The organism is Kitasatospora sp. NPDC043949, from assembly GCF_056435365.1.
Genome location: NZ_JBWKEQ010000055.1, coordinates 13233 through 37285 on the forward strand (window position 1 = coordinate 13233; position 24053 = coordinate 37285).

The 24053-nt window shown below is 74.6% G+C and carries 1 protein-coding gene; it reads right to left on the bottom strand.

From position 1 onward, the window contains the following. Complete coding sequence (locus AC07AL_RS32205; protein WP_478319137.1) at window positions 1-23955, bottom strand: non-ribosomal peptide synthase/polyketide synthase; 23955 nt, start codon at window positions 23953-23955, stop codon at window positions 1-3. Window positions 23956-24053 lie beyond the last annotated feature (98 nt).

A 24053-nucleotide genomic window follows, 5' to 3' on the forward strand; every position in this document is an offset into this window, starting at 1 on the left:
TCAGTCCTCCTGGTGGGAAAGGGTGGTGGTGCCGTCGGTGTCGCCGGTCGTCTCGGTGATCCTGGCGGCCAGGATCGGCCCGATCTGGGCGAGCGAGCCGGCTTGGGTCATCCGGTCGTGCCGGGTGGTGATCTCGTGGGATTCGATCCGGCCGGCGACGTACGGGCGCCAGATTGCGGGCCCCGCGTTGTCCTCGGCCCGGTCGATCGTGGAGTTGAACAGCAGCAGGTCTCCGCCGAACCTGCCGGGGACGAAGTCGACCGCCAGCTTGGCGTTGTTGATCATGATCTCGACGATCACCTCGATCTGTCGCTCGTTCAGGCCGGCCAGCGCGCTGCCCCGCCGGTTCAGGACCTCGGCAACCTCGGCGTAGGTGATCTCCTGGTCGCCCAGCTCGTCCGGGTCGACGTCGAGCACCCCGACGAGCACGTCGCGCACGGTGGGCACCGGCACCTCCGCGAACTGCACGTCCTTCACCGGGTAGGCGTCGAGGATCGCCAGCAGTGCGGTCCGTTCGCCGCGCGACTGCAGCTCGCAGGCGAGCGCGTGGGCGATCAGCCCGCCGGCGGACCAACCGAGGAGCAGGTACGGGCCCTCCGGCTGGATCTTCTGGATCTGGTCGGCGTAGTCGGCCGCCATCTCCTCATAGGACGTCGGCAGGGGTTCGGGCCGGCCGAGGCCGCGTGCCTGGATGGCGTAGACCGGGTGCTGCGGGCCGAGGTGGTTCAGCAGTCCGCTGTACGACCAGCTGATGCCGCCGCCGGGGTGGACGCAGAACAGCGGTGTGCCGGTCCCGGTCGAACGCAGCGGCAGCACCACGTCCAACGCGTCGTCGGGATTGTCCATGACCAGGCGCTCGGTGAGACCGGCCACGGTCGGCGCCTCGAACAGCATGCGCAGGCCCAACTCCAGGCCGAGCGTCTCGCGGACGCGGGAGGCCAGGCGGGCGGCCAGCAGCGAGTGCCCGCCCAGGTCGAAGAAGTTGTCGTCGATGCTCACCTGCTCCCGGCCGAGGACCTCGGCGACGAGACCGCACAGCAGCTGCTCCTGCGGCGTCCGGGGTCCGCGTCCGGCATCCGAGGCCCCGTACTCGGGGGCGGGCAGGGCGGCCCGGTCGAGCTTGCCGTTGGCGGTCAGCGGCAGCGCGTCCAGGGTGACGAACGCCGCCGGCACCATGTAGTCGGGCAGGTCGCGGCGCAGCCGGCCGGACAGCTCGGCCGCCTCGGGCGCGCCCTCGGGGGCGGGCACCAGGTAGGCGACCAGGCGCTTGTCGCCCGGCCGGTCCTCGCGGGCGACCACGGCCGCCTGGACGACGCCCGGGCAGCCCGCCAGGACGGCCTCGATCTCGCCGGGCTCGATCCGCAGGCCGCGCAGCTTGACCTGGTGGTCGGCGCGTCCGGCGAAGTCCAGCGCGCCGTCGGTCCGCCACGACGCGAGGTCGCCGGTGCGGTACATCCGGCTGCCGGACGGCCCGTACGGGTCGGCGGTGAAGCGCTCCGCCGTCAGGCCGGCCCGCCCGAGGTAGCCGCGGGCCACGCCCGTCCCCGCGAGGTACAGCTCGCCGACCATGCCGGTCGGCATCGGGCGCAGCCGGTCGTCGAGCACGTAGGCGCGCGTGTTCGCCATCGGCCGGCCGATCGGCACGGTCGCGGCGTGTTCGGGGAGGTCGCCCACCGGGTGCCAGGTGGCCAGGGTGGTGGCCTCGGTGGGCCCGTAGCCGTTGACCACCGCGATGCCGGGGCAGGCCGCCAGCACCCGGGCGACGGCGGCCGGGGAGACCACGTCGCCGCCGGTCCACACCTCGCGCACCCCGGCGAGCAGGCCCGGGCGCTCCTCGGCGACCAGGCGGAACAGTCCGGCCGTGAGCCACAGTCCGGTCACCCCGTTCGAGGTGATCGTGTGCTGGAGCAGGTCGAGGTCGAGCTGCTCCGGCGGCGCCACCACGACCCGGCCGCCGTTGAGCAGCGGGACCCACAGCTCGTAGGTGGAGAGGTCGAAGGCCGTCGGGGAGTGCATCAGCACCCGCTCGTGTCCACCGCCCCGCCATTCGGGGGTGAGCGCGAGGCCCGCCACGTCACGGTGGGTGACGGCCACGCCCTTCGGTCGGCCGGTCGAGCCGGAGGTGTACATGATGTACGCCAACTGCCCGGGTTCACAGGGGACTTCGACGTCGGACGGATCGGCGGCCTCGGACTGCACCAGTGCGGTGAGCACCTCCCGGGTGAGCACCAGGGCGGCCCCGCTCTCCCGCAGGATCAGGTCGATCCGGGAGGAGGGGAAGCGCGAGTCCAGCGGCACGTAGGCGCCGCCGGCCTTGATGATCGCCAGGATCGCCACGACCAGCTCCGCCGAGCGGTCCAGCATGACCGCGACCGGCGTCTCCGGCCGTACGCCCTGGCGGATCAGCGCCCGCGCCAGGCGGCCGGCCCGCTGGTCGAGCTCCGCGTAGGTCAGCTCGGTGCCGCCGGCCACGACCGCGACCGCCTCCGGGGTGGCCCGCACCTGGCGGGCGAACAGCTCCGGCACCGCGGCCCGGGGCAGCTCGGCCGCGGCGCCGTTGGAGCCGGCGAGCAGTCGGCGGCGTTCCTCGACGGGCATGATGTCGATCCGGCTGATCGGCCGGTCGGGGTCGGCGACGGCCGCGCGCAGCAGACGGGCCAGGCGCTCGAACAGCAGCTCCACGGTGGGCGCGTCGAACAGGTCGGTGGCGTACTCCACGGCACCGACCAGGCCGTCGGGGGCCCCGTCCGGGCGGAACTGCTCGGCCAGGCTGAAGGTCAGGTCGACCCGCGCGGTCCCGGTCTGCGCCTCCAGGTGGCCGGTCTCCAGCCCCGGCAGCGCGAACTCGCCGAGCGGCGCGTTCTGCAGGGCCAGCATGATCTGGAACAGCGGGTGGTGGGCCAGCGACCGCGCGGGGTTGACCACCTCGACCAGGTACTCGAACGGCACGTCCTGGTGGTCGTACGCGCTGAGCGCCTTCTGCCGGACCCGGCCGAGCAGTTCGGCGAAGCCGGGGTCCCCGCCGGTGTCGGTGCGCAGCACCAGGGTGTTGACGAAGAAGCCGACGAGCTCGTCCAGCGCCTCGTCGGTACGGCCGGCGATCGGACTGCCGACCGGGATGTCCGTGCCGGCGCCGAGCCGGGTGAGCAGGGCCGCGAGTCCGGCCTGGAGCACCATGAACATGCTGGCGCCGCGCGCGGCGGCCAGGTCCCGCAGGGCCTGGTGCAGGTCGGCGTCCAGCCGGACCGCGACCCGGTCGCCCCGCTGGGAGGCCACCGGCGGACGCGGCCGGTCGGCGGGCAGCTGCAGCTGTTGCGGGACGCCGGCCAGCTCGTCCTTCCAGTAGGCCAGTTGCCGGGCGAACAGGCTGTCCGGGTCGGCGGTGTCCCCGAGCAGGTCGCGCTGCCAGGCGCTGTAGTCGGCGTACTGCACCGGCAGCGGGGACCACTGCGGGGCCTCGCCCCGGCAGCGGGCCGCGTAGGCCGCGGCGAGGTCACCGGAGAGCGGGCCCATCGACCAGCCGTCGGCGGCGATGTGGTGCACCACGACCAGCAGCGCGTGCCGGTCGGGGGCGAGCGCGTACAGCTCCGCCCGGACGGGCGGCTCCGTGGCCAGGTCGAAGCCGCGCCGGGCCGTCTCCGCCAGCCGTTCGGCCAGTGCGCTCTCGTCGATCTCCATCACCGGCAGCGCTGGGCGCGCCTGAGCGGCGCTCAGCACGACCTGGTACGGCACGCCGTCGATCTCGCGGAAGACCGTCCGCAGGCTCTCGTGCCGGGCGACCACGTCCGCGAGCGCGGCGTGCAGGGCCGGGCGGTCCAGTTCGCCGGTCAGGCTGAGCGCGAGCGGCATGTTGTAGGTGGCGCTCGGCCCGTCCATCCGGTGCAGGAACCACAGGCGGCGCTGGGCGAAGGAGAGCGGCACCCGGTCGGGGCGGGCCTGGGCGGTCAGTGCGGGCCGCACAGCTCCGGAGCCCTCCAGGCCGGCGGCCAGCCCGGCCACGGTCGGGGTCTCGAACAGCGTCCGGACCTCCAGCTCCGCGCCGAGGACCGCCCGGACCCGGGAGGCCAGGCGGGTCGCCAGCAGCGAGTGCCCGCCCAGGTCGAAGAAGCTGTCGTCGACGCCGACCTGGGCCAGGCCGAGCACCTCGGCGAACAGCTCGGCGAGGAGCTGCTCCTGCGGGGTGCGCGGCGCCCGTCCGGCCGCGACCGGGCCGAGGTCCGGTGCGGGCAGCGCACGGCGGTCGAGCTTGCCATTGGCCGTCAGCGGCAGCGCCTCCAGCGCCACGAACGCCGAGGGGACCAGGTAGTCGGGCAGCCGGTCCCGCAGCCAGTCGCGGAGTTCGCCCAGGAGGGCGCCGGCGCCCCGGTTGCCGGTCGGGCGGTTGGTCAGCGAGGACAGCGACGATCCCGTGGCCCGGGCCGGCCGGTACGCCTCGACCGGGGAGCCGTGGAGCGCCCGGGGGTCGGTGAAGACGACGTCCACGGCGTCCGCCGCGGTGGCCGACCAGGTGATGGCCGTCGAGCGGCCGAACTCCGACCCGAGGGCGTGGAAGTCCTCCGGATCGGGGAGGCCGCCGTCCTCCGGGGCGTGCATCCGTTCCAGCAGCTCGGCGAGCGAGCCGTCCCCGTTCTGCACGGCCCGGGCCAGAGCGGCTTCCCGCGCCACCCGGCGGTTGGGCACCCCGGTGACCCGCAGCACGCCCGCGAGCGGCTGGGCGAGCAGCTCGCGCAGTTCGGCCAGGCCGGCGACCTGCCGCCCCCACTCCAGCTCGACCGGCCGGCTCGTGGCCGCCGGGGTGACCGGTGGCTTGTGCAGCGTCACGTCGTAGCGGTAGCGGCTCAGTTCGTTGTGGTGTCGGCCGCGCTTGACCTCCACGGCCACCGCACCGATGTCCGCGCCGTGCTCCCGCAGGACGGTGAAGAAGTCCGGGTCGACCAGGAGCTCCTTCTCCACCCGCAGGGCCTGCTCCACCGTGCGGCGCACCGCCGTGAGGTCCGCACCTTCGCCGACCCGGTGGAGCTGGACGGCGGTGGCCAGCGGACGCAGCAGCCGCAGGTTGCGGACGTCGCCGACGAAGAGCGCGCCGCCGGGGGCCAGCAGCCCCATCAGCTTCCCGATCACGTCGGCGAGGTACTCGGCGGACGGGAAGTACTGCACTACCGAGTTGATCACGATGGTGTCGAACTCCCCGGCCGGGAGCCCGTCGGTGTCGTGCGCCGGGCGGGTCTGCAGCACCACGCGCCCGGCCAGGTCCTCCTGCCCGGCCACCTGGGCGGTGAGCGCCTCGATCGCGGTGGCGGAGAAGTCGGTCGCCCAGTACGTCTCGCAGTGCGGTGCGATCTGCGAGAGCAGCAGACCGGTGCCGACGCCGACCTCCAGCACCCGGCGGGGGCGCAGGGCCAGGATGCGGGCGACGGTCGCGTCCCGCCACTCCCGCATCTGCTCGACGGGGATCGGGCTAGCGTCGTAACTGCTGTTCCAGCCCACGAAGTTCTGGCCGAAGCCGGCGTCCTCGGGAGCGATGGGCAGGGCGTCGTAGATGTCCTGCCACTCGCCCACGTGGTCCGCTTCCAGGGCGCTGTCGCGGGCCTCCTCCTGGCAGGGGACGACGTAGCCGATGAGCCGGTCGTCCTGGGCGAGGACCGCGGCCCGGGCGACGGCCGGGTGCTCGGCCAGGGCCGTCTCGACCTCGCCGGGCTCGACCCGGAAGCCGCGCACCTTCACCTGGTCGTCCGCGCGGCCGACGTACTCCAGCTGCCCGTCGCCGAGCCAGCGGACCAGGTCGCCGGTGCGGTACATCTGAGCACCGGCTGGGCCGAACGGGCAGGCGACGAACCGTCCGGCCGTCAGGCGCGGCCGGTTCAGGTAACCGCGGGCCAGACCCGCGCCCGCGACGTAGAGCTCGCCGGGAACGCCGGGCGGCACCGGCCGCAGCCGGTCGTCCAGCACGTACACCCGGGCGTTGGCGATCGGCCGACCGATCGGCGGTACGCCCGCCCCCGGGGACAGCGGGTCGCTCATGGTCGCGCACACCGTCGTCTCGGTCGGACCGTACGCGTTGACCATCCGCCGGCCCGGCGCCCACCGGGCCACCAGCTCCGGCGGGCAGGCCTCCCCCGCCACGACCAGTGTCGACACCGCCACCGAGCCTTCCGGCACGGCGGCCAGGACGGACGGCGGCACGGTCGCGTGGGTGGCCGCCAGGCCCGGGTCGGTCAGCGCGGCCACCGGGTCCGCCGCCGGGGGCAGTACCAGGGCCGCGCCGCGCAGCAGCGCGGTGTAGATCTCCGACACCGAGGCGTCGAAGCTGGGCGAGGCGAACTGGAGCACCCTGCTGCCGGGTTCGATCGCGAACCGCTCGATCTGGGCGGCGACCAGGCTCGCGACACCGCCGTGGGGGACCACGACACCCTTGGGGCGGCCGGTCGAGCCCGAGGTGTAGATCACGTACGCCGGGTGCCGGACGTCGGGCACGACCACCGGATCGGTGTCCGGCCAGTCGCCCTCGGCCACCATGGCGGCGTCGTCGACCATCAGCGCCGGGCGGGCGTCCGCCAGCATGAAGTCGATCCGCGCCTGCGGGTACACCGGATCCACCGGCAGGTACGCCGCCCCGGCCTTCAGGACGCCCAGGACCGCGACCACCGCCTCCACCGAGCGCGGCAGGGCCACCGCCACCAGCTGCTCCGGGCCCACCCCCCGGGCGATCAGCGCGTGAGCGAACCGGTTCGCCCGCGCGTTCAACTCCCGGTACGTCAACTCGACGTCGCCGCGGACGAGGGCGACCGCGTTCGGCGTCGCCGCCACCTGCGCCGCGAAGGCCTGCGGCACCGGGACGGCGCCCACCTCGCGGGCGGTCGCGTTGCCCCGTTCCAGCAGCCGGTGTCGCTCGTCGGAGTCGAGGAGGTCGATCCCCCCGATCGACCGGTCCGGGTCGGCGGTGACCGCCTCCAGCAGGAGCGTCCAGCGCCGCACGAGGGCCTCGACCGTCGAACGGTCGAACAGGTCGGTGGCGTACTCCGCCGCGCCGACGATCCCGTCCGGGCTGCCGTCGGGGCCGAACCGCTCGACGAGGCTCACCCCGAGGTCGAACTTGGCGGTTCCGGTGGCCACCGCGTAGGTGGCCACCTCCAGGCCCGGCAGCGAGAACCGGCCCATCGGGGCGTTCTGCACGGCCAGGATGGTCTGGAACAGGGGGTGGTGGGACAGCGAGCGGGACGGGTTCAGCGCCTCCACCAGGTGCTCGAAGGGCACGTCCTGGTGGGCGTACGCCGACAGCGCCGTCTCCCGCACCCGCCCGAGCAGTTCGGCGAAGCTCGGATCACCGCTGGTGTCGGTGCGCAGCACCAGCGTGTTCACGAAGAACCCGACCAGGTCGTCCAACCCCTCGTCGGTACGGCCCGCGATCGGGCTCCCGATCGGGATGTCCGTCCCCGCACCCAGCCGCGTGTACAGCGCCGCCAGCGCCGCCTGCAGCACCATGAACAGACTGGTGCCGGTGTTCCGCGCCAGCTCGGTCAGAGCGGCGTGCAGTTCGGGGCTCAGCTCCAGGCCGACGTGGTCCCCGTGCCAGCCCGCGACGGCCGGCCGCGGCCGGTCGGCGGGCAGCCGGAGCAGCTCCGGCAGGTCGGACAGCTGGCGCTTCCAGTAGCCGAGCTGCTCGGCGAACCGGCTCTGCGGGTCGGCTGCGTCGCCGAGCAGGTCGCGCTGCCAGAGCGTGTAGTCGGCGTACTGCACCGGCAGGTTCGACCGACTCGGCGCGCGGCCCTCGCTCCGGGCGGCGTACGCCTCGGCCAGGTCGCGGGCCAGCGGGCCGGTCGACCAGCCGTCACCGGCGATGTGGTGCATCACCAGCAGCAGCACGTGCTCGTCCGGCGCCACCGCGAACAGCTCCGCCCGCAGCGGCGGCTCCGCCGCCAGGTCGAAGGGCCGCCGGGCGAACTCGGCGAGCCGGTGGTGCAGCTCGGCCTGCGAGACCTCGGTCAACCCGGCCCGGGGCCGGGCCTCGGCCGGGTCCAGGACCCGCTGGCACGGGACGCCGCCCACCTCCGGGAACACCGTCCGCAGGCTCTCGTGCCGGGCCACCACGTCGGCCAGCGCCTCGTCCAGCGCCGCCCGGTCGAGCGTCCCGGTCAGCTGGAGCGCCAGCGGGATGTGGTAGGTCGCGGCCGCACCGTCCATGCGGTGCAGGAACCAGAGCCGACGCTGGGCGAAGGACAGCGGTACGGCCTCCGGCCGCTCCCGCGCGGTCAGCGCCGGGCGGGCGTTGCCGGCCTCCATCAACGACCCGGCCAGACCCGCCACCGTGGGCTCCTGGAACAGCGCGCGCAGCCCCAGCTCCACGCCGAGCACCGAGCGCACCCTGGCGGCCAGCCGGGTGGCGAGCAGCGAGTGCCCGCCGAGGTCGAAGAAGTCGTCGTCGACCCCGACCTGCGGGCGACCCAGCACCTCGGCGAACAGCTCGCACAGGATCTGCTCCTGCGGGGTGCGCGGTGCCCGTCCCACAGCCGTGGTCACGTCCTCGGGCGCGGGCAGCGCGGCCCGGTCCAACTTCCCGTTCGGCGTCAGCGGCAGCGCCTCCAGCAGCACGAACGCCGACGGCACCAGGTAGTCCGGCAGGCGCTCACGCAGGTACGCCGCCAACTCCGCCGGACGGACGGTCGTGTCCGGACGAGCCGTGACGTAGCCGACGAGCCGGTCGTCCTGGGCCAGGACCGCGGACTGCGCGACGGCGGAGTGCCCCGCCAGGGCCGCCTCGATCTCGCCGAGTTCGACCCGGAAGCCACGGACCTTCACCTGGTCGTCGGCGCGGCCGACGTACTCCAGCTCCCCGTCGGCGCGCCGGCGCACCACGTCCCCGGTGCGGTACATCCGCTCGCCGACCGCCCCGAACGGGCAGGCGACGAACCGCCCCGCCGTCAGGCCCGGCCGGTCCAGATAGCCGCGCGCCAGCCCCGGCCCCGCGACGTACAGCTCCCCCGCCACGCCCGGCGGCACCAGGCAGAGCCGCTCGTCCAGCACGTACACCCGGAAGCCGGCGACCGCACGGCCGATCGGCGGCACGCCCGAGCCCGCCGCCAGCGGGGCGCTCATCGTCGCGCACACCGTCGTCTCCGTCGGACCGTACGCGTTGACCATCCGGCGCCCGGGCGCCCACCGCGCCACCAGCTCCGGCGGGCAGGCCTCGCCCGCCACCACCAGGGTGGTGGCCGTGAGGTCGGCGCCGTCCAGCGCGGCCAGGGCCGAGGGCGGCAGCGTCACATGGGTGACGTCGAGCCGGCGGTCCGTCAGGGCCTCCAGCGGGGCCTCGGCCGGGGCCAGGACGAGGGTGGCGCCGGTCAGCAGGGCGCTGCACAGGTCCCAGAACGACGCGTCGAAGCTGGGCGAGGCGAACTGGAGCACCCGGCTGCCGGGCACCACGCCGAGCCGCTCGACCTGCGCCGCCACCAGGCCCGACACGCCGCTGTGGCTCACCACCACGCCCTTGGGGCGGCCGGTCGAGCCCGAGGTGTAGATCACGTACGCCGGGTGCCGGACGTCGGGCACGACCACCGGATCGGTGTCCGGCCAGTCGCCCTCGGCCACCAGGGCCGGATCGTCGACCACCAGCGCCGGACGGGCGTCCTCCAGCATCAACGCGATCCGCGCCTTCGGGTACGTCGGATCCACCGGCAGGTACGCCGCCCCGGCCTTCAGCACGCCCAGGACGGCCACCACCGACTCCACCGACCGCGGCAGCGCCACCGCCACCAGCTGCTCCGCACCCACACCCCGGGCGATCAGGGCATGCGCGAACCGGTTCGCCCGGGAGTCCAACTGACGATACGTCAGTTCGGTACCGCCGGAGACCAGCGCGACCGCGTCCGGTGCCGCCGCCACCCGCGCCGCGAACAGCGCCGGCAGGCTCGCCGCGGCCTCCCCTTCCTCCACGGCGGGGAGCAGGTCACCGCTCTCCTCGGCGGACAGCAGGTCGATCCCGCCGATCCGCCGGTCCGGAGCCGCGGCGACCGCGGCCAGCAACCTGGTCCAGCGGGCGACCAACGTCTCGACCGTCGCGCGGTCGAACAGGTCGGTGCTGTACTCGACCGCGCCGCTGAGCCCGGCCGGCGCACCGCCGGGCCCGTACTCCTCCGCGAGGCCGAAGGTCAGGTCGAGCCGCGAAGTCCCGGTGGGCACCGCCACTCCGGAGACCCGGAGGCCGGGGAGTTCGAAGTCGCCGCCCGGCGCGTTCTGCACGACCAGCCCGGTCTGGAACAGCGGGTGGTACGACAGCGACCGGGACGGGTTCAGTGCCTCCACCAGGTGCTCGAACGGCACGTCCTGGTGCCCGAACGCCTCCAGCGCCGCCTCCCGCACCCGCCCCACCAGCTCGGCGAACGACGGATCACCGCCGGTGTCCGTGCGCAGCACCAGCGTGTTGACGAAGAACCCGACGAGGTCGTCCAGCGCCTCGTCCGTACGCCCCGCGATCGGGCTCCCGATCGCGATGTCCGTCCCCGCGCCCAACCGCGTGTACAGCGCGGCGAGCGCCGCCTGCAGCACCATGAACAGCGTCGCACCCGATCGCCGCGCCAACTCCACCAGGGCGGCGTGCAGTTCGGCGTCGATCCGGATGTCCAGCAGGTCGCCGCCGTACGACATGGCGGCCGGGCGCGGCCGGTCGGCGGGCAGTTGCAGCTGGTCGGGCAGCCCGGCCAGCGCCTCGGTCCAGTAGCCGATCTGGCGGGCGAACACGCTGCCCGCGTCGTGCTCGTCGCCGAGGATCTCGCGCTGCCACAGGGTGTAGTCGCCGTAGGTCACCGGCAGCGGCGGCCACGCGGGTGTCCCGCCGCCCTGCCGGGTGGCGTAGGCGGTGGCGAGGTCGTGGGCCAGCGGGTCCATCGACCAGCCGTCGCCGGCGATGTGGTGCATCACCAGCAGCAGCACGTGCTCGTCCGGCGCCACCGCGAACAGCTCGGCCCGCAGCGGCACGTCCGAGGTCAGGTCGAAGCCGCGCACCGCCGCCTCGCGCAGCAGGGCCGGCAGCTCCGCCTCGCCGGCCGCGCGCGCCGTCAACGGGACGACGGCCTCGGCGGCCTCCAGCACCCGCTGGTGCGGGACTCCGCCGGTGTGCGGGAAGACCGTACGCAGGGTCTCGTGCCGGGCCACCACGTCCACCAGCGCGGCGCCCAGGGCGGCCCGGTCGAGGCGGCCGGACAGCCGCAGGGCCAGCGGCAGGTGGTAGGTGGCACTCGGTGCGCCGAACTGCTGGAGGAACCAGAGCCGGCGCTGGGCGAACGACAGCGGCATCGGCTCACGGCGCGGCCGGGGCACCAGGGCCTGCCGCGCGGTGCCCGCGCCGTGCAGCCCGGCCGCGAGCCCGGCGGGCGTCGGCGTCCGGAACAGGCTGCGCAGCTCCAGCTCGACGCCGAGGGTCGCCCGGACCCGCGACATCAGGCGGGTGGCGAGCAAGGAGTGCCCGCCCAGGTCGAAGAAGTCGTCGTCGACCCCGACCCGCGGCACGCCCAGGACCTCGGCGAACAACTCGCACAGGATCTGCTCCTGCGGGGTGCGCGGCGCGCGCCCGGCTCCGGCCGGGCCGAGGTCGGGGGCGGGCAGCGCCGCGCGGTCCAGCTTCCCGTTCGGCGTCAGCGGCAGTGCGTCCAGGAGCACGAAGGCCGACGGCACCAGGTGCTCCGGCAGCCGCTCGCGCAGGTACGCCGCCAGTGCCGCCGCGGTGGCCGGGTCCTGCGTCGAGGCCACCGCGTACGCGACGATCCGGGTCTCGCCCGGCCGGTCCTCGCGGGCGATCACCGCGACCTGGGCCACGCCCGGGTGCGCGGCCAGCTCCGCCTCGATCTCGCCGGGCTCGACCCGGAAGCCGCGCACCTTCACCTGGTGGTCCACCCGGCCCGCGAACTCCAGCTCGCCGTCGGCCGACCACCTGACCAGGTCACCGGTGCGGTACATCAGCGCGCCCGCCGGGCCGTACGGGTTCGCGACGAACCGCGTGGCGGTGAGCCCGGGCCGGTTCAGGTAGCCGCGGGCCAGCCCCGCCCCGGCCAGGTACAGCTCACCCGTCACGCCGGGGGCGACCGGCCGCAGGGCCGGATCCAGCACGTACGCCCGGCAGTTGTCGATCGGACGGCCGATCGGCACCGGAAGCGGGCAGTCGGCGGGGTCGGCCGGCAGCGGGAAAGCGGTGATCACATGGGTCTCGGCAGGCCCGTAGTGGTTGTGCAGCGTCCGGCCCGGGCGACGGGCCTGGAAGCGGCGCACCGCGCCGCCGAGCCGCATCGCCTCGCCGGCCTGCGCGACCAGCCGCAGACTCGGCAGCTCCAGCCCGGCCTCCTCGGCGGCCTCGGCCAGCGCCTCGACCACCAGGTTGGGTGCGAACAGCTCGGCGACCCGGTGCCGGTCGAGCCAGTGCGCGAACAGTTCGGCGCTGCGGCGCTGCTCCTCGGTCGGCACGACCAGGGTCTTGCCGTACAGCAGCGCGGAGAGCACCTCCTGCACCGAGACGTCGAAGCTGATCGCGGTGAACTGCGCGGTGCGGGTGCCGGGTTCGCCGCCGACGGCCTCGTGGTGCCACGCCAGCAGGTTCAGCAGCCCTGCGGCGGGCATCACCACGGCCTTGGGCCGGCCGGTGGAGCCGGAGGTGTAGATGACGTAGGCCGGGTGCCGCGCGTCCACGGCGACGGCCGGGTCGTGCTCCGGCCGCTCCTCTGCCGGGGTGACGGCCGCGAGGTCGTCCAGGACGACGACCGGCCGGGCGTCCTCCAGCATGTACGCGATGCGGGCGGCCGGGTAGTCCGGGTCGACCGGCAGGTACGCCGCGCCCGTCTTGAGCACGGCGAGGACGGCGACCACCAGCTCGGCGGAGCGCGGCAGCCGCAGGGCGACGACCTGCTCCGGCCCCACCCCGCGCGCGATCAGCGCGTGCGCCAGGCGGTTGGCCCGGCGGTTCAGCTCGCGGTACGTCAGCACGGTGTCCTCGAACACCACCGCCGGGGCCTGCGGGGTCGCCCGGACCTGCGCCTCGAAGAGGGCCGGCAGGCCGTCGGCGGGAACCGGTCGGGCGGTGTCGTTGCGCGCCACCAGCAGCTCGTGCCGCTCCTCGGCGGTGAGGACGTCGATCCGGCTCAGCCGCCGGTCCGGCTCGGCGACCACCGCCGCCAGCAGGCGCAGCCACCGGGCGACCAGCGCCTCCACCGTGGTGTGCTCGAACAGGTCGGTGCTGTACTCGACCCGCCCGACGATGCCCTCGGCCGGCCCGCCGGTGCCGCCGCGCTCCAGCAGGTGGAAGCCGAGGTCGAACATCGCCGTGGGCGTGCGGACCAGGAGGATCTCGGCGCCCAGACCGCTCAGCTCGAACTCCGTGCGGGGCACGTTCTGCAGCGCGAGCAGCACCTGGAACAGCGGCTGACGGGCGAGCGACCGGGACGGGTTGAGGGCCTCGACGACGTGCTCGAACGGCAGGTCCTGGTGGGCGTACGCGCCGAGCGCGTCCTCCCGGACCCGGCCCAGCAGCTCGGCGAACGACGGGTCGCCCGAGGTGTCGGTCCGCAGCACCAGGGTGTTGACGAAGAAGCCGACGAGGTCGTCCAGCGCCTGGTCCGTCCGGCCGGCGATCAGGCTGCCGACCGGGATGTCGTCGCCCGCGCCGAGCTTGTCCAGCACCGCCGCCAGCGCGGCCTGCAGCACCATGTAGACGCTGGCCCCGTGCTCCCGGCCCAGGCGCACCAGTGCGCCGTGCAGTTCCGCGTCCAGGTCGATCGCGAGGTGGCCGCCGGCATATGAGGGTGCGGAGGGGCGGTGGCGGTCGACGGGAAGCCGGATCTGCTCGGGCAGGTCCGCCAGCGTCCGTGTCCAGTAGGCCGTCTGGCGGGCGAACAGGCTGTCCTGGTCGGCCGCGTCGCCAAGCAGCTGGTGGTGCCACAGGGTGTAGTCGGCGTACTGGACGGGCAGCGGCGCCCACTGCGGTTCCTCGCCCCGGCAGCGCGCCGCGTACGCGGTGGCCAGGTCGGTCGACAACGGGCCCAGCGACCAGCCGTCACCGGCGATGTGGTGGACCACCACCAGCAGCACGTGCTCGTCCGGTGCCGTCTCGAACAGCTCGGCACGCAGGGGTGGTTCGGTGGCGAGGTCGAATCCGCGCGCCGCGGCCGCCACCAGCAGCTCCGGCAGGTCCGTCCCGCCGGTCCTGGTGACCGGCAGCCGCGGCCGGACCGTCCGCGCGTCCAGCACGTCCTGGTACGGCACCCCGTCGACCTGCGGGTAGACCGTGCGCAGGCTCTCGTGCCGGTTGACGACGTCAGCCAGCGCCTCCTCCAGGGCCGCCCGGTCCAGCGGGCCGGAGAGCCGCCACGCCAGCGGCATGTTGTAGACCGAACCGGCGCCCTCCAACTGGTCCAGGAACCACAGCCGGCGCTGCGCGAAGGACAGCGGGACCCGGTCGGGCCGGTCAACGTGGCGCAGCGCGAGCCGCGCCTGGCCGGCTCGGCCGAGTCCGGCGGCCAGCCCGGCCACCGTCGGCGTCTCGAACAGGCTGCGCAGTTCCAGTTCGACGCCCAGGGTGGCACGCGCCCGGGCCACCAGCCGAGTCGCCAGCAGCGAGTGTCCGCCGAGCTCGAAGAAGTCGTCGTCGACCCCGACCTCGGCCACGCCCAGCACCTCGGCGAACACCTCTGCGAGGACGTGTTCCTCCAGTGTGCGCGGGGCCCTGCCGGTCCTCGGCGCGGTGTGGACGGGTGCGGGCAGCGCGCGCCGGTCCAGCTTGCCGGTGGCGGTCAGCGGCAGGCTCCCCAGGGGCACGAAGGCAGCCGGGACCATGTAGTCCGGCAGTCGCTCGCGCAGGTGGGCCCGCAGCTCGTCCGGCCGGAGTTCCGCCCCGGCGACGGCCACCGGGTAGGCGACCAGCCGCACGTCCCCTGCGCGGTCCTCCCGGACGGTCACCGCGACCTGGGCGACCTGCGGATGTTCCGCCAATGCCGCCTCGATCTCGCCGAGTTCGATCCGGAAGCCGCGCACCTTGACCTGGTCGTCGGTCCGGCCGAGGAACTCCAGGTTCCGGTCGGCGCCCCAGCGCACCAGGTCGCCGGTGCGGTACATCTGCGCACCGCGCGGACCGAACGGGTCCGCCACGAACCGTGCCGCGGTGAGCGCCGGCCGGTTCAGGTAGCCGCGGGCCAGGCCCGCGCCGGCGAGGTACAGCTCACCCGCCACGCCCGCGGGCACGGGCTGCAGCGTGCTGTCGAGGACGTACAGCCGGATACCCCCGAGCGGCCGGCCGATCACCGGGCGCGGACTCGATTCCAGCGGTGCGACGACGGCGTCCACCGTGCATTCGGACGGCCCGTAGTAGTTCAGGCAGGACACGCGGTCGACGGCCCGCAGCCGCTCCCACAGCTGGTCCGGAACGGCCTCCCCGCCCATCGAGACCACCGCGGGACGGCGCCCCGGGTCGTCCAGGAGCCCCCGTCCGACGAGCACTTGCAGATAGGACGGGGTGGCGTTGACGTAGTCCAGGCCGGCGCGCTTGACGTAGTCGACGAAGGCGTCCGGGTCGGACCAGGTCGCCTCGTCCAGGACGTGCAGCTCGTGGCCCGCGTACAGGCTGGACAGCTGGTCGCAAGAGGCGTCGAAGGACACCGAGGTGGTCAGCCCGATCCGCAGCCGCTCCTTCGTCCCCCGGGGGAACAGCAGCGGACGCTGGCTGACGAACAGGTTGAGCAGGCCGCCGTGGGTCGACACCACGCCCTTGGGCCGGCCGGTGGAGCCGGAGGTGTAGATCACGTAGGCCGGGTGCCTCGGTTCGACGGCCACCAGGGGGTCCGTCGCGGGGCAGTCGGCCACCAGCGCGGCTGTCGCCGGGTCGTCGAGCACCAGCCACCCGGCCGGGCGGGCCTCCGGCAGCCGGTCCCGGGTCCGGGCATCGGTCACCATCAGGACCGGGCCGGCGTCGTCCATCATGTGCCCGATCCGCGTGGCCGGGTACTCGGGATCGACCGGGACGTAGGCCGCCCCGGTCTTGAGCACCGCGAGGATCGCCACCACCAGCTCGGCCGACCTCGGCAGGGCCACCGCCACCAGCCTCTCCGGCCCCGCGCCCCGCACGATCAGGGCGTGCGCCAACCGGTTCGCCCGCTCGTCCAACTGCTCGTACGTCAGCGAGACGTCACCGCACACCAAGGCCACCAGGTCCGGCGTCGCCCGCACCTGTGCCCGGAACAGCTCCGGCGCGCTCGCGGCCGGAAGCTCCACCTCCGGTCCGGTGCCCAGTGCCGTCAGCTCATCGCGCTCCTCCGCGGAGAGAAGGCCGTACCGGCTCAGCCGCCGCTGCGGGTCGGCGACCGCGGCGCGGAGAAGTCGCTCCAGGCGCCCGAACATCGTCTCGACGGTGGCCGGGTCGTAGAGGTCGTCGGCGTACTCGACGATCCCGTCGATTCCCTCCGGGGAACCGTCCCGCGCCTGCCGCTCGGACATGGTGAAGATCAGGTCGAGTTTGGCGGTGGTCGTCGCCAGGGGCATGTCGTCGACGTGCAGCCCGGGCGGGGCGAAGTCGGCCCGGGGCGCGTTCTGCAGCGCCAGCATCACCTGGAACAGCGGGTGGTGCGCCAGCGACCGCGCCGGGTTGAGGGCTTCGACCAGGTGCTCGAACGGCAGGTCCTGGTGGGCGTACCCGGCCAGCGAGGTGTCCCGGACCCGCGCCAGCAGCTCGGCGAAGGTCGGATCGCCCGAGGTGTCGGTGCGGAAGACCAGGGTGTTGACGAAGTAGCCGACCAGCTCGTCCAGTGCCTGGTCGGTCCGGCCGGCGACCGGGCTGCCGACCGGGATGTCGTCGCCCGCGCCGAGCTTGCTCAGCAGTGTCGCCAGTCCGGCCTGGAGGACCATGAACAGACTGGTGCCGTGTTCCCGGGCGAGCTCGCGCAGACCGCGGTGCAGCTCCGCGTCCAGTCCGACGTGCACGAAGCCGCCCCGGTGCGAGGCGACCGCCGGGCGGGGCCGGTCGGCGGGCAGCTGGATCCGCTCCGGGAGATCGGCCAACTGCCGTGTCCAGTAGGCCGCCTGGCGGGCGAGCAGGCTGTCCGGCTCGGCGGATCCACCGAGCAGCTCGTGCTGCCAGAGGGTGTAGTCGGCGTACTGGACCTGCAGTTCCTCCCACTGCGGTTCCTCGCCGCGGCAGCGCGCCGCACAGGCGGCGGTCAGGTCCCGCGTGAGCGGGCCCAGCGACCAGCCGTCACCCGCGATGTGGTGGAGCACCACCTGGAGCACGTGCTCGTCCGGCGCCAGCTCGAACAGGTCGACCCGCAGCGGCGCATCGCCCGCCAGGTCGAACGGCCGGTCCTTCGCCGCCGCCATCAGGGCGGGCAGCTCGGCCTCGGTGGTCCGGCTCACGAGCAGCCGCGGGCGGCCCGCCACGACGTCCAGCACCTGCTGGTGCGGCACGCCGTCCACCGCCGGGAAGACGGTGCGCAGGCTCTCGTGTCGCCCGACCACGTCCGCCAGGGCGGCCTCCAGGGCCCGCCGGTCCAGGGCCCCGGACAGCCGCCAGGCCAGGGAGATGTGGTAGTTGGCGCCAGCGCCCTCCAGCTGGTGCAGGAACCACAGCCGCCGCTGCGCGAACGACAGCGGGATCAGCTCGGGGCGCTCGCGCCGTACCAGGGCGGCCTGAGCCGGTCCGGCCGCCGCCAGGGCGGCGGCCAGGCCGGCCGGGGTCGGCGCCTCGAACAGGGTCCGCAGCGGCATCTCCACGCCGAGCGTGGCACGGATCCGGGCGGCCAGGCGGGTCGCCAGCAGCGAGTGCCCGCCCAGGTCGAAGAAGCCGTCCTCGACGCCGACCGAGGTCGCGCCGAGGACCTCGGCGAACAGCTCGCACAGGACCTGCTCCTGCGGGGTACGCGGCGCGCGGCCGGTGCCCGCGGTGGCGAGGTCGGGAGCGGGCAGGGCCCGGCGGTCCAGCTTGCCGTTGGCGGTCAGCGGCAGCGCGTCCAGCACCACGAAGGCCGACGGCAGCATGTGCTCGGGCAGCCGCCCGGCCAGGTGCGCGCGCAGGTCGGCCGCGCGCGGTGCGGTGCCGGTGGCGGGCACCAGGTAGGCGACCAGCCGGGTGTCATCGGCGCGGTCCTGCCGGGCCAGCACGGCGACCTGGGCGACGCCGGGGTGCGCGGCGAGGGCCGCCTCGATCTCGCCGAGCTCGATCCGGAAGCCGCGCACCTTCACCTGCTGGTCGGCCCGGCCGACGTAGCGCAGGCTGCCGTCCGCCGCCCGGCGCACCACGTCGCCGCTGCGGTACATCCGGGAGCCGGCCGGCCCGAACGGGTCGGCCACGAACCGCCCGGACGTCAGACCCGGCCGGTTCAGGTAGCCGCGCGCCAGGCCCGCGCCCGCGACGTACAGCTCGCCGGGCACGCCCGGGGCGACCGGGCACAGGCCGCCGTCGAGCACGTACGCCCGCAGGTCCGGGATCGCCGTGCCGATCTGGCCGGCCGGGGTACCGGACCGGTCGAGTGCCGCGTGGGTGACGTGCACCGTGGTCTCGGTGATGCCGTACATGTTGACCAGCCGCGGCGCGTCGTCCGGGTGCCGCTCGTACCAGCTCGCGAGGCGGGCGGGCTCCAGCGCCTCGCCGCCGAACACCACCGTGCGCAGGGCGAGTTCACGGCCGGTCCCGGGCGCCTCGGCGTCCGCCTGGATCAGCTGGTGGAAGGCGGACGGCGTCTGGTTGAGCACGGTCACCCGCTCGCGGGCGAGCAGTTCCAGGAAGCGGCCGGGCGAGCGGCTGGTCTCGTGGTCCACGACCACCAGCCGGCCGCCGTGCAACAGCGCGCCCCACAGCTCCCACACCGAGAAGTCGAAGGCGTAGGAGTGGAAGAGCGTCCAGACGTCCTCGGCGGAGAAGCCGAACAGTTCCCGGGTGGTGTCGAACAGCCGCACCACGTTCCGGTGCGGGACCACGACGCCCTTGGGGTCGCCGGTGGAGCCGGAGGTGTGGATGACGTAGGCGGGGTGGGCGGGGTCGACCGCGACCTCCGGGTCGGTGTCCGGCTGTCCGTCCAGGTCGGCGGTGTCCAGCAGCAGCCGGTCCACGCCGTCCGCTCCGGGCAGGTCGCCGGTCCGGCCGGTCGTCACGAGCAGCGCGGGCCGGGCGTCCTGGAGCAGGTAGGAGATCCGGGCCGCGGGGTACTCCGGGTCCACCGGCACGTACGCGGCGCCGGCCTTGAGCACCGCGAGGATCGCGACCACCAGCTCGGCCGAGCGCGGCAGCGCCACCGCCACCAGCCGCTCCGGCCCCACGCCCCGGCCGATCAGGGCGTGCGCGAGCCGGTTGGCCCGGGCGTTCAACTCGCCGTAGGTCAGGGCGACTTCGCCGTCCTTGAGGGCGACGGCGGCCGGGTTCGCCCGGACCTGCCGCTCGAACAGCGCGGTGATGCTGCTCTCCGGCGCCTGCGCGCCGAGGCCTCCGCCGTCCGGGAGCAGCGCGCTCAGCTCGTCGGCGGACAGCACGTCCACCCGGCCGATCCGCCGGCCGGGGTCGGCGGCCACGGCCCGCAGCAGTCGCAGCCACCGCTCGACGATCCCGGCGGCGGTGGCCCCGTCGAACAGGTCGGTGCTGTACTCCAGGACGCCCGAGAGGCCGTCGGGCTGTTCGGCCAGGACGAAGGTCAGGTCGCACTTGGCCGTCCCGGTCTGGACCAGATCGGTCGCCACCCGCAGCCCCGGCAGCTCGAACGCGCCGAGCGGAGCGTTCTGCAGGGCGAGCATGGTCTGGAACAGCGGGTGGTGCGCCAGCGTCCGGGACGGGTTCAGTGCCTCCACCAGCTGCTCGAACGGCACGTCCTGGTGCGCGTACGCGGCGAGCGCGTCGGCGCGCACCCGGCCGAGCAGTTCGGTGAAGGACGGGTCGCCCGACAGGTCGGTGCGCAGCACCAGGGTGTTGACGAAGAAGCCGACCAGGTCGTCCAGCGCCTCGTCGGTGCGTCCGGCGATCGGCGTTCCGATCGGGACATCGGTACCGGCGCCGAGCTTGCCCAGCAGCGCGGCCAGCCCGGCCTGGAGCACCATGAACAGGCTGGCCCCGCCGTCCCGGGCGAGCGCGCGCAGGCCCTGGTGCAGCTCGGCGTCGATCCGCACCGGCAGCTGGGCGCCCCGGTAGGACATCGCCGTCGGCCGGGGCCGGTCGAACGGCAGCTCCACCTGCTCGGGCAGGTCCGCCAGCTGCGCGCGCCAGTAGGCGAGTTGGCCGTTCAGCAGGCTGTCCGGGTCCGAGCCGTCGCCGAGCAGGTCCCGCTGCCACAGGGCGTAGTCGGCGTACTGGACGGTCAGCGGCGCCCACTCCGGCTTCGCGCCCTCGGCGCGGGCCGCGTAGGCGGTCGTCAGGTCCTGCGAGAGCGGCCCCGTCGACCAGCCGTCACCGGCGATGTGGTGCACCACCAGGAGGAGCACGTGCTCCTCCCGTCCCAGCCGGAACAGTTCGGCGTGCAGCGGCGGCTCCGCGGCGAGGTCGAATGCGCGCCGGGCCGCCTCGGCCAGCCGGTCCGGCAGGTCACGCTCGCCGACCTCGGTCATCCGCAGCCGCGGCCGGGCCGCGTCGGGGTCCAGCACCCGCTGGTACGGCACGCCGTCGACCGCCGGAAACACCGTGCGCAGGCTCTCGTGCCGCTCGACCAGGTCCGCGAGGGCGGCCGCCAGGGCCCGCTGGTCCAGCTCTCCGGACAGCCGCAGCGTCAGCGGGATGTTGTACGTGGCGCTCGGGCCCTCCATGCGGTGCAGGAACCAGAGCCGGCGCTGCGCGAAGGACAGCGGGACCGTCCCCGGCCGCTCCCGCCGTCCCAGGGCCGGCCGTGCCCGGCCGGCGGCGTCCACCGCCGCCGCCAGCTCCGCCACCGTCGGCGCGTCGAACAGGTCGCCCAGCCGCAGTTCCACGCCGAGGATCGTCCGCGCCCGAGCGACCAGCCGGGTGGCCAGCAGCGAGTGCCCGCCGAGGTCGAAGAAGCTGTCGTCCAAGCCGGGCTCGGACACCCCGAGGACCTCGGCGAACAGCCCGACGAGCAGGTGCTCGGTCGCGGTGCGCGGGGCGCGGCCCGGCGTGGCGGGCTGTGACTCGGGCGCGGGGAGGGCCCGCCGGTCGAGCTTGCCGTTCGGCGTCAGCGGCAGTGCGTCCAGGACCACGAACGCCGACGGCACCATGTACTCCGGCAGCCGCTCGCGCAGCCGGGCCCGCAGGTCGTCCGGCTGGACGACCTGCCCCGCCGCGGGAACGGCGTAGGCGACCAGCCGGGGTTCCTCCTCGTTGCGCACCGTCACGGCGGCCCGGGCGACCTGGGGGTGTTCGGCGAGCACGGCCTCGACCTCGCCGAGCTCGACCCGGAAGCCGCGAACCTTGACCTGGTCGTCGGTCCGGCCGAGGAACTCCAGGTTCCCGTCCGGGTTCCAGCACACCAGGTCCCCGGTGCGGTACATCCGCGATCCGGACGGCCCGAAGGGGTCCGCCACGAAGCGCCCGGCCGTCAGCACCGGCCGGTTCAGGTAGCCCCGGGCCAGTCCCGCGCCCGCGATGTACAACTCACCCGGCACGCCGGTCGGCAGCGGCCGCAGGGCGCCGTCGAGCACGTGCAGCCGGGCGTTGGTGACGGGTCGGCCGATGACCGGGCGCGGGCTCGAACCCACCGGCGCGACCACCGAGTTGACCGTGCACTCGGACGGCCCGTAGAGGTTGAGTCCGCGAACCCCTCCGGCCTCCCGCAGGTCCGCCCAGAGCTGCTCGGGGACGGCCTCGCCGCCCGCCGCGACCAGCGTCGGCCGCCACTGCGGATCGCTCAACAGCCCGTGCGTGACCAGGACCCGGAGGTAGGACGGGGTGGCCTCGATGTAGTCGAGCCCGCAGCGCGCGGCGTAGCCGACGAAGGCGTCCGGGTCGGTCCAGGTCGCGTGGTCCAGAACGTGCAGCTCGTGGCCCCCGAACAGGGCGAGCAGCTGGTTCAGGGAGGCGTCGAAGGACACCGACGTGGTCAGCGCGACCCGCAGCCGCTGCCGTCCGTCGAGCACCGGCCGGAACATGGCCTGCCGGTGGTCGGTGAGCAGGTTCAGCAGGCCGCCGTACGTCGGCAGCACGCCCTTGGGCCGCCCGGTGGAGCCGGAGGTGTAGATGACGTACGCCGGGTGTGCCGGATCGACGGCCACCCTCGGGTCCGTATCCGGCAGCGCGTCCAGGTCGGCGGTGTCAAGCACCAGCCGGTCGACGGAGCCCGCCTCGGGCAGCCGCTCGCCGCTGCGGGCGTCGGTCACCAGCAGCGTCGGCCGCGCGTCGTCGAGCAGGTACCCGATCCGGGCGGCCGGGTACTCCGGGTCGACCGGGACGTACGCCGCGCCGGTCTTCAGCACCGCGAGGATCGCCACCACCAGCTCGGCCGAGCGCGGCAGCGCCACCGCCACCAGCCGCTCCGGTCCGGCGCCGCGGGCGATCAGGGCGTGCGCCAGCCGGTTCGCGCGCGCGTCCAGCTCCGCGTACGTCAGCGAGACGTCCCCGCAGACCAGCGCGACGACGTCCGGGGTCGCCCGCACGTGCTCCCGGAACAGCTCCGGCAGGCTCGCGGCCGGGACCGCCGCCGCCGGCCCGCTGCCGACGGCCGCCAGCTCGCCGTGTTCCTCGGCCGTGAGCAGCTCGATCCGGCCCACCAGGTCGTCCGGGTCGCAGTCCGCGAGGGTGTCGAGCAGCAGGAGCAGCCGCTGCCGGTGCGCGGCGAGGTCGTCGTCGCCGTACGCCTCCGGTGCGCCGTGGAGCCTGAGGAGCGGGGGGTTGCCGTCCCGGTAGTCGAACACCCAGACCGCCAGGTCGGTGGTCGAGCCCGACACGAAGTGGTGCACGGAGGCGGGGTGCCCGGCGAAGCTCGGCCTGGAGTTGAAGGCCATGATGTTGACGATCAGCGGGAACGCCGTCCCGATGCCGCCGGGCGCACCGAGGTCGCGCAGCAGGTCCTCACTGCGGTAGCGCTCGTGCGCGACGGCCGCCTCGACCTCCCGTGCCGTCTGGGCGACGAGCTCGCGCCACGACATGTCCGGCCGCACCGTCATCCGCAGCGGCACCACGTTGGACATCGTGCCGGGCACGGCCATCAGGTCGCGGTCGGCGCCCCGGCGGGCGGTGACGGGCAGGGCGAGCACCACGTCCTGGGCGCCGGTCAGCCGGTGAGCGTAGAGCGCCGTCGCCGCGATCAGCAGCCGGGACCACCGGACGCCGACCCGGCCGGCCGCCGCCCGCAGGGCGTCCGGGCGCCGCAGTTCCCGTTCCTCGGCCAGCCGGAGGGCGAGGTTGGGGTCGGTCGGGGAGGCGCCGGTGAGCCGGGTGGGGGCGGGCCGGTCCGCGAACCGCTCCGTCCAGTAGGCGCGGTCGGCGGCGAAGTCCGCGGACGAGCGGTAGGCGGCGTCGCTGTCGACCAGGTCCCGCAGGGAACCGAACGGGCACGGCGGCTCGGCGCCGCCCCCGGCCAGCGCCGAGTACACCTCGCCGACCCGCTGCCGGACCAGCGAGCTGCTCAGCGCGTCCAGCACCACGTGGTGGTAGTTCAGGTACCAGAGGTACTCGGTCGGTGACAGCCGGATCAGCGCGTGCCCGAACAGCGGGTCGCGGGAGAGGTCCAGCGGGCGCAGCAGGTCACGTTCCATCCACTCCCGGGCCGCCGCACGGGGGTCGGGCTCCCCGCTGAGGTCGAGGTGCGCCGGCGCCCAGTCCCAACTCTCCCGGAGGACCTGGCGCGGGCCCTCGCCGTCGTCGAGGAAGCTCACGTGCAGGGCGTCGACCTCGTCGACCACCCGGCGCACCGCGGTCTCGAACAGCTCCCGGTCCACCGGCCCGTGGATCTCCAGGCACTCACCGACGCGGTAGCCCGGGATCGGGTTCCGGGACCGCTGTTCGGCGAGCCAGATCTCGCGCTGGGCCGCTGTCAGGGGAAGGGTGTCGCCATCGCGACGGGACATGGGGGTACCTCCGAAAGTGTGGGCAGGCGTGGTCGCAGGGCGCGCCGGAGCACACCGATCGCGGTGACGTCACGCGGTGGGTGCTCGGGTGGCGCGGC

Coding starts and splice junctions, on each gene's coding strand:
- AC07AL_RS32205 (WP_478319137.1), bottom strand. CDS start 23,955: ATGTCCCGTCGCGATGGCGACACCCTTCCCCTGACAGCGGCCCAGCGC.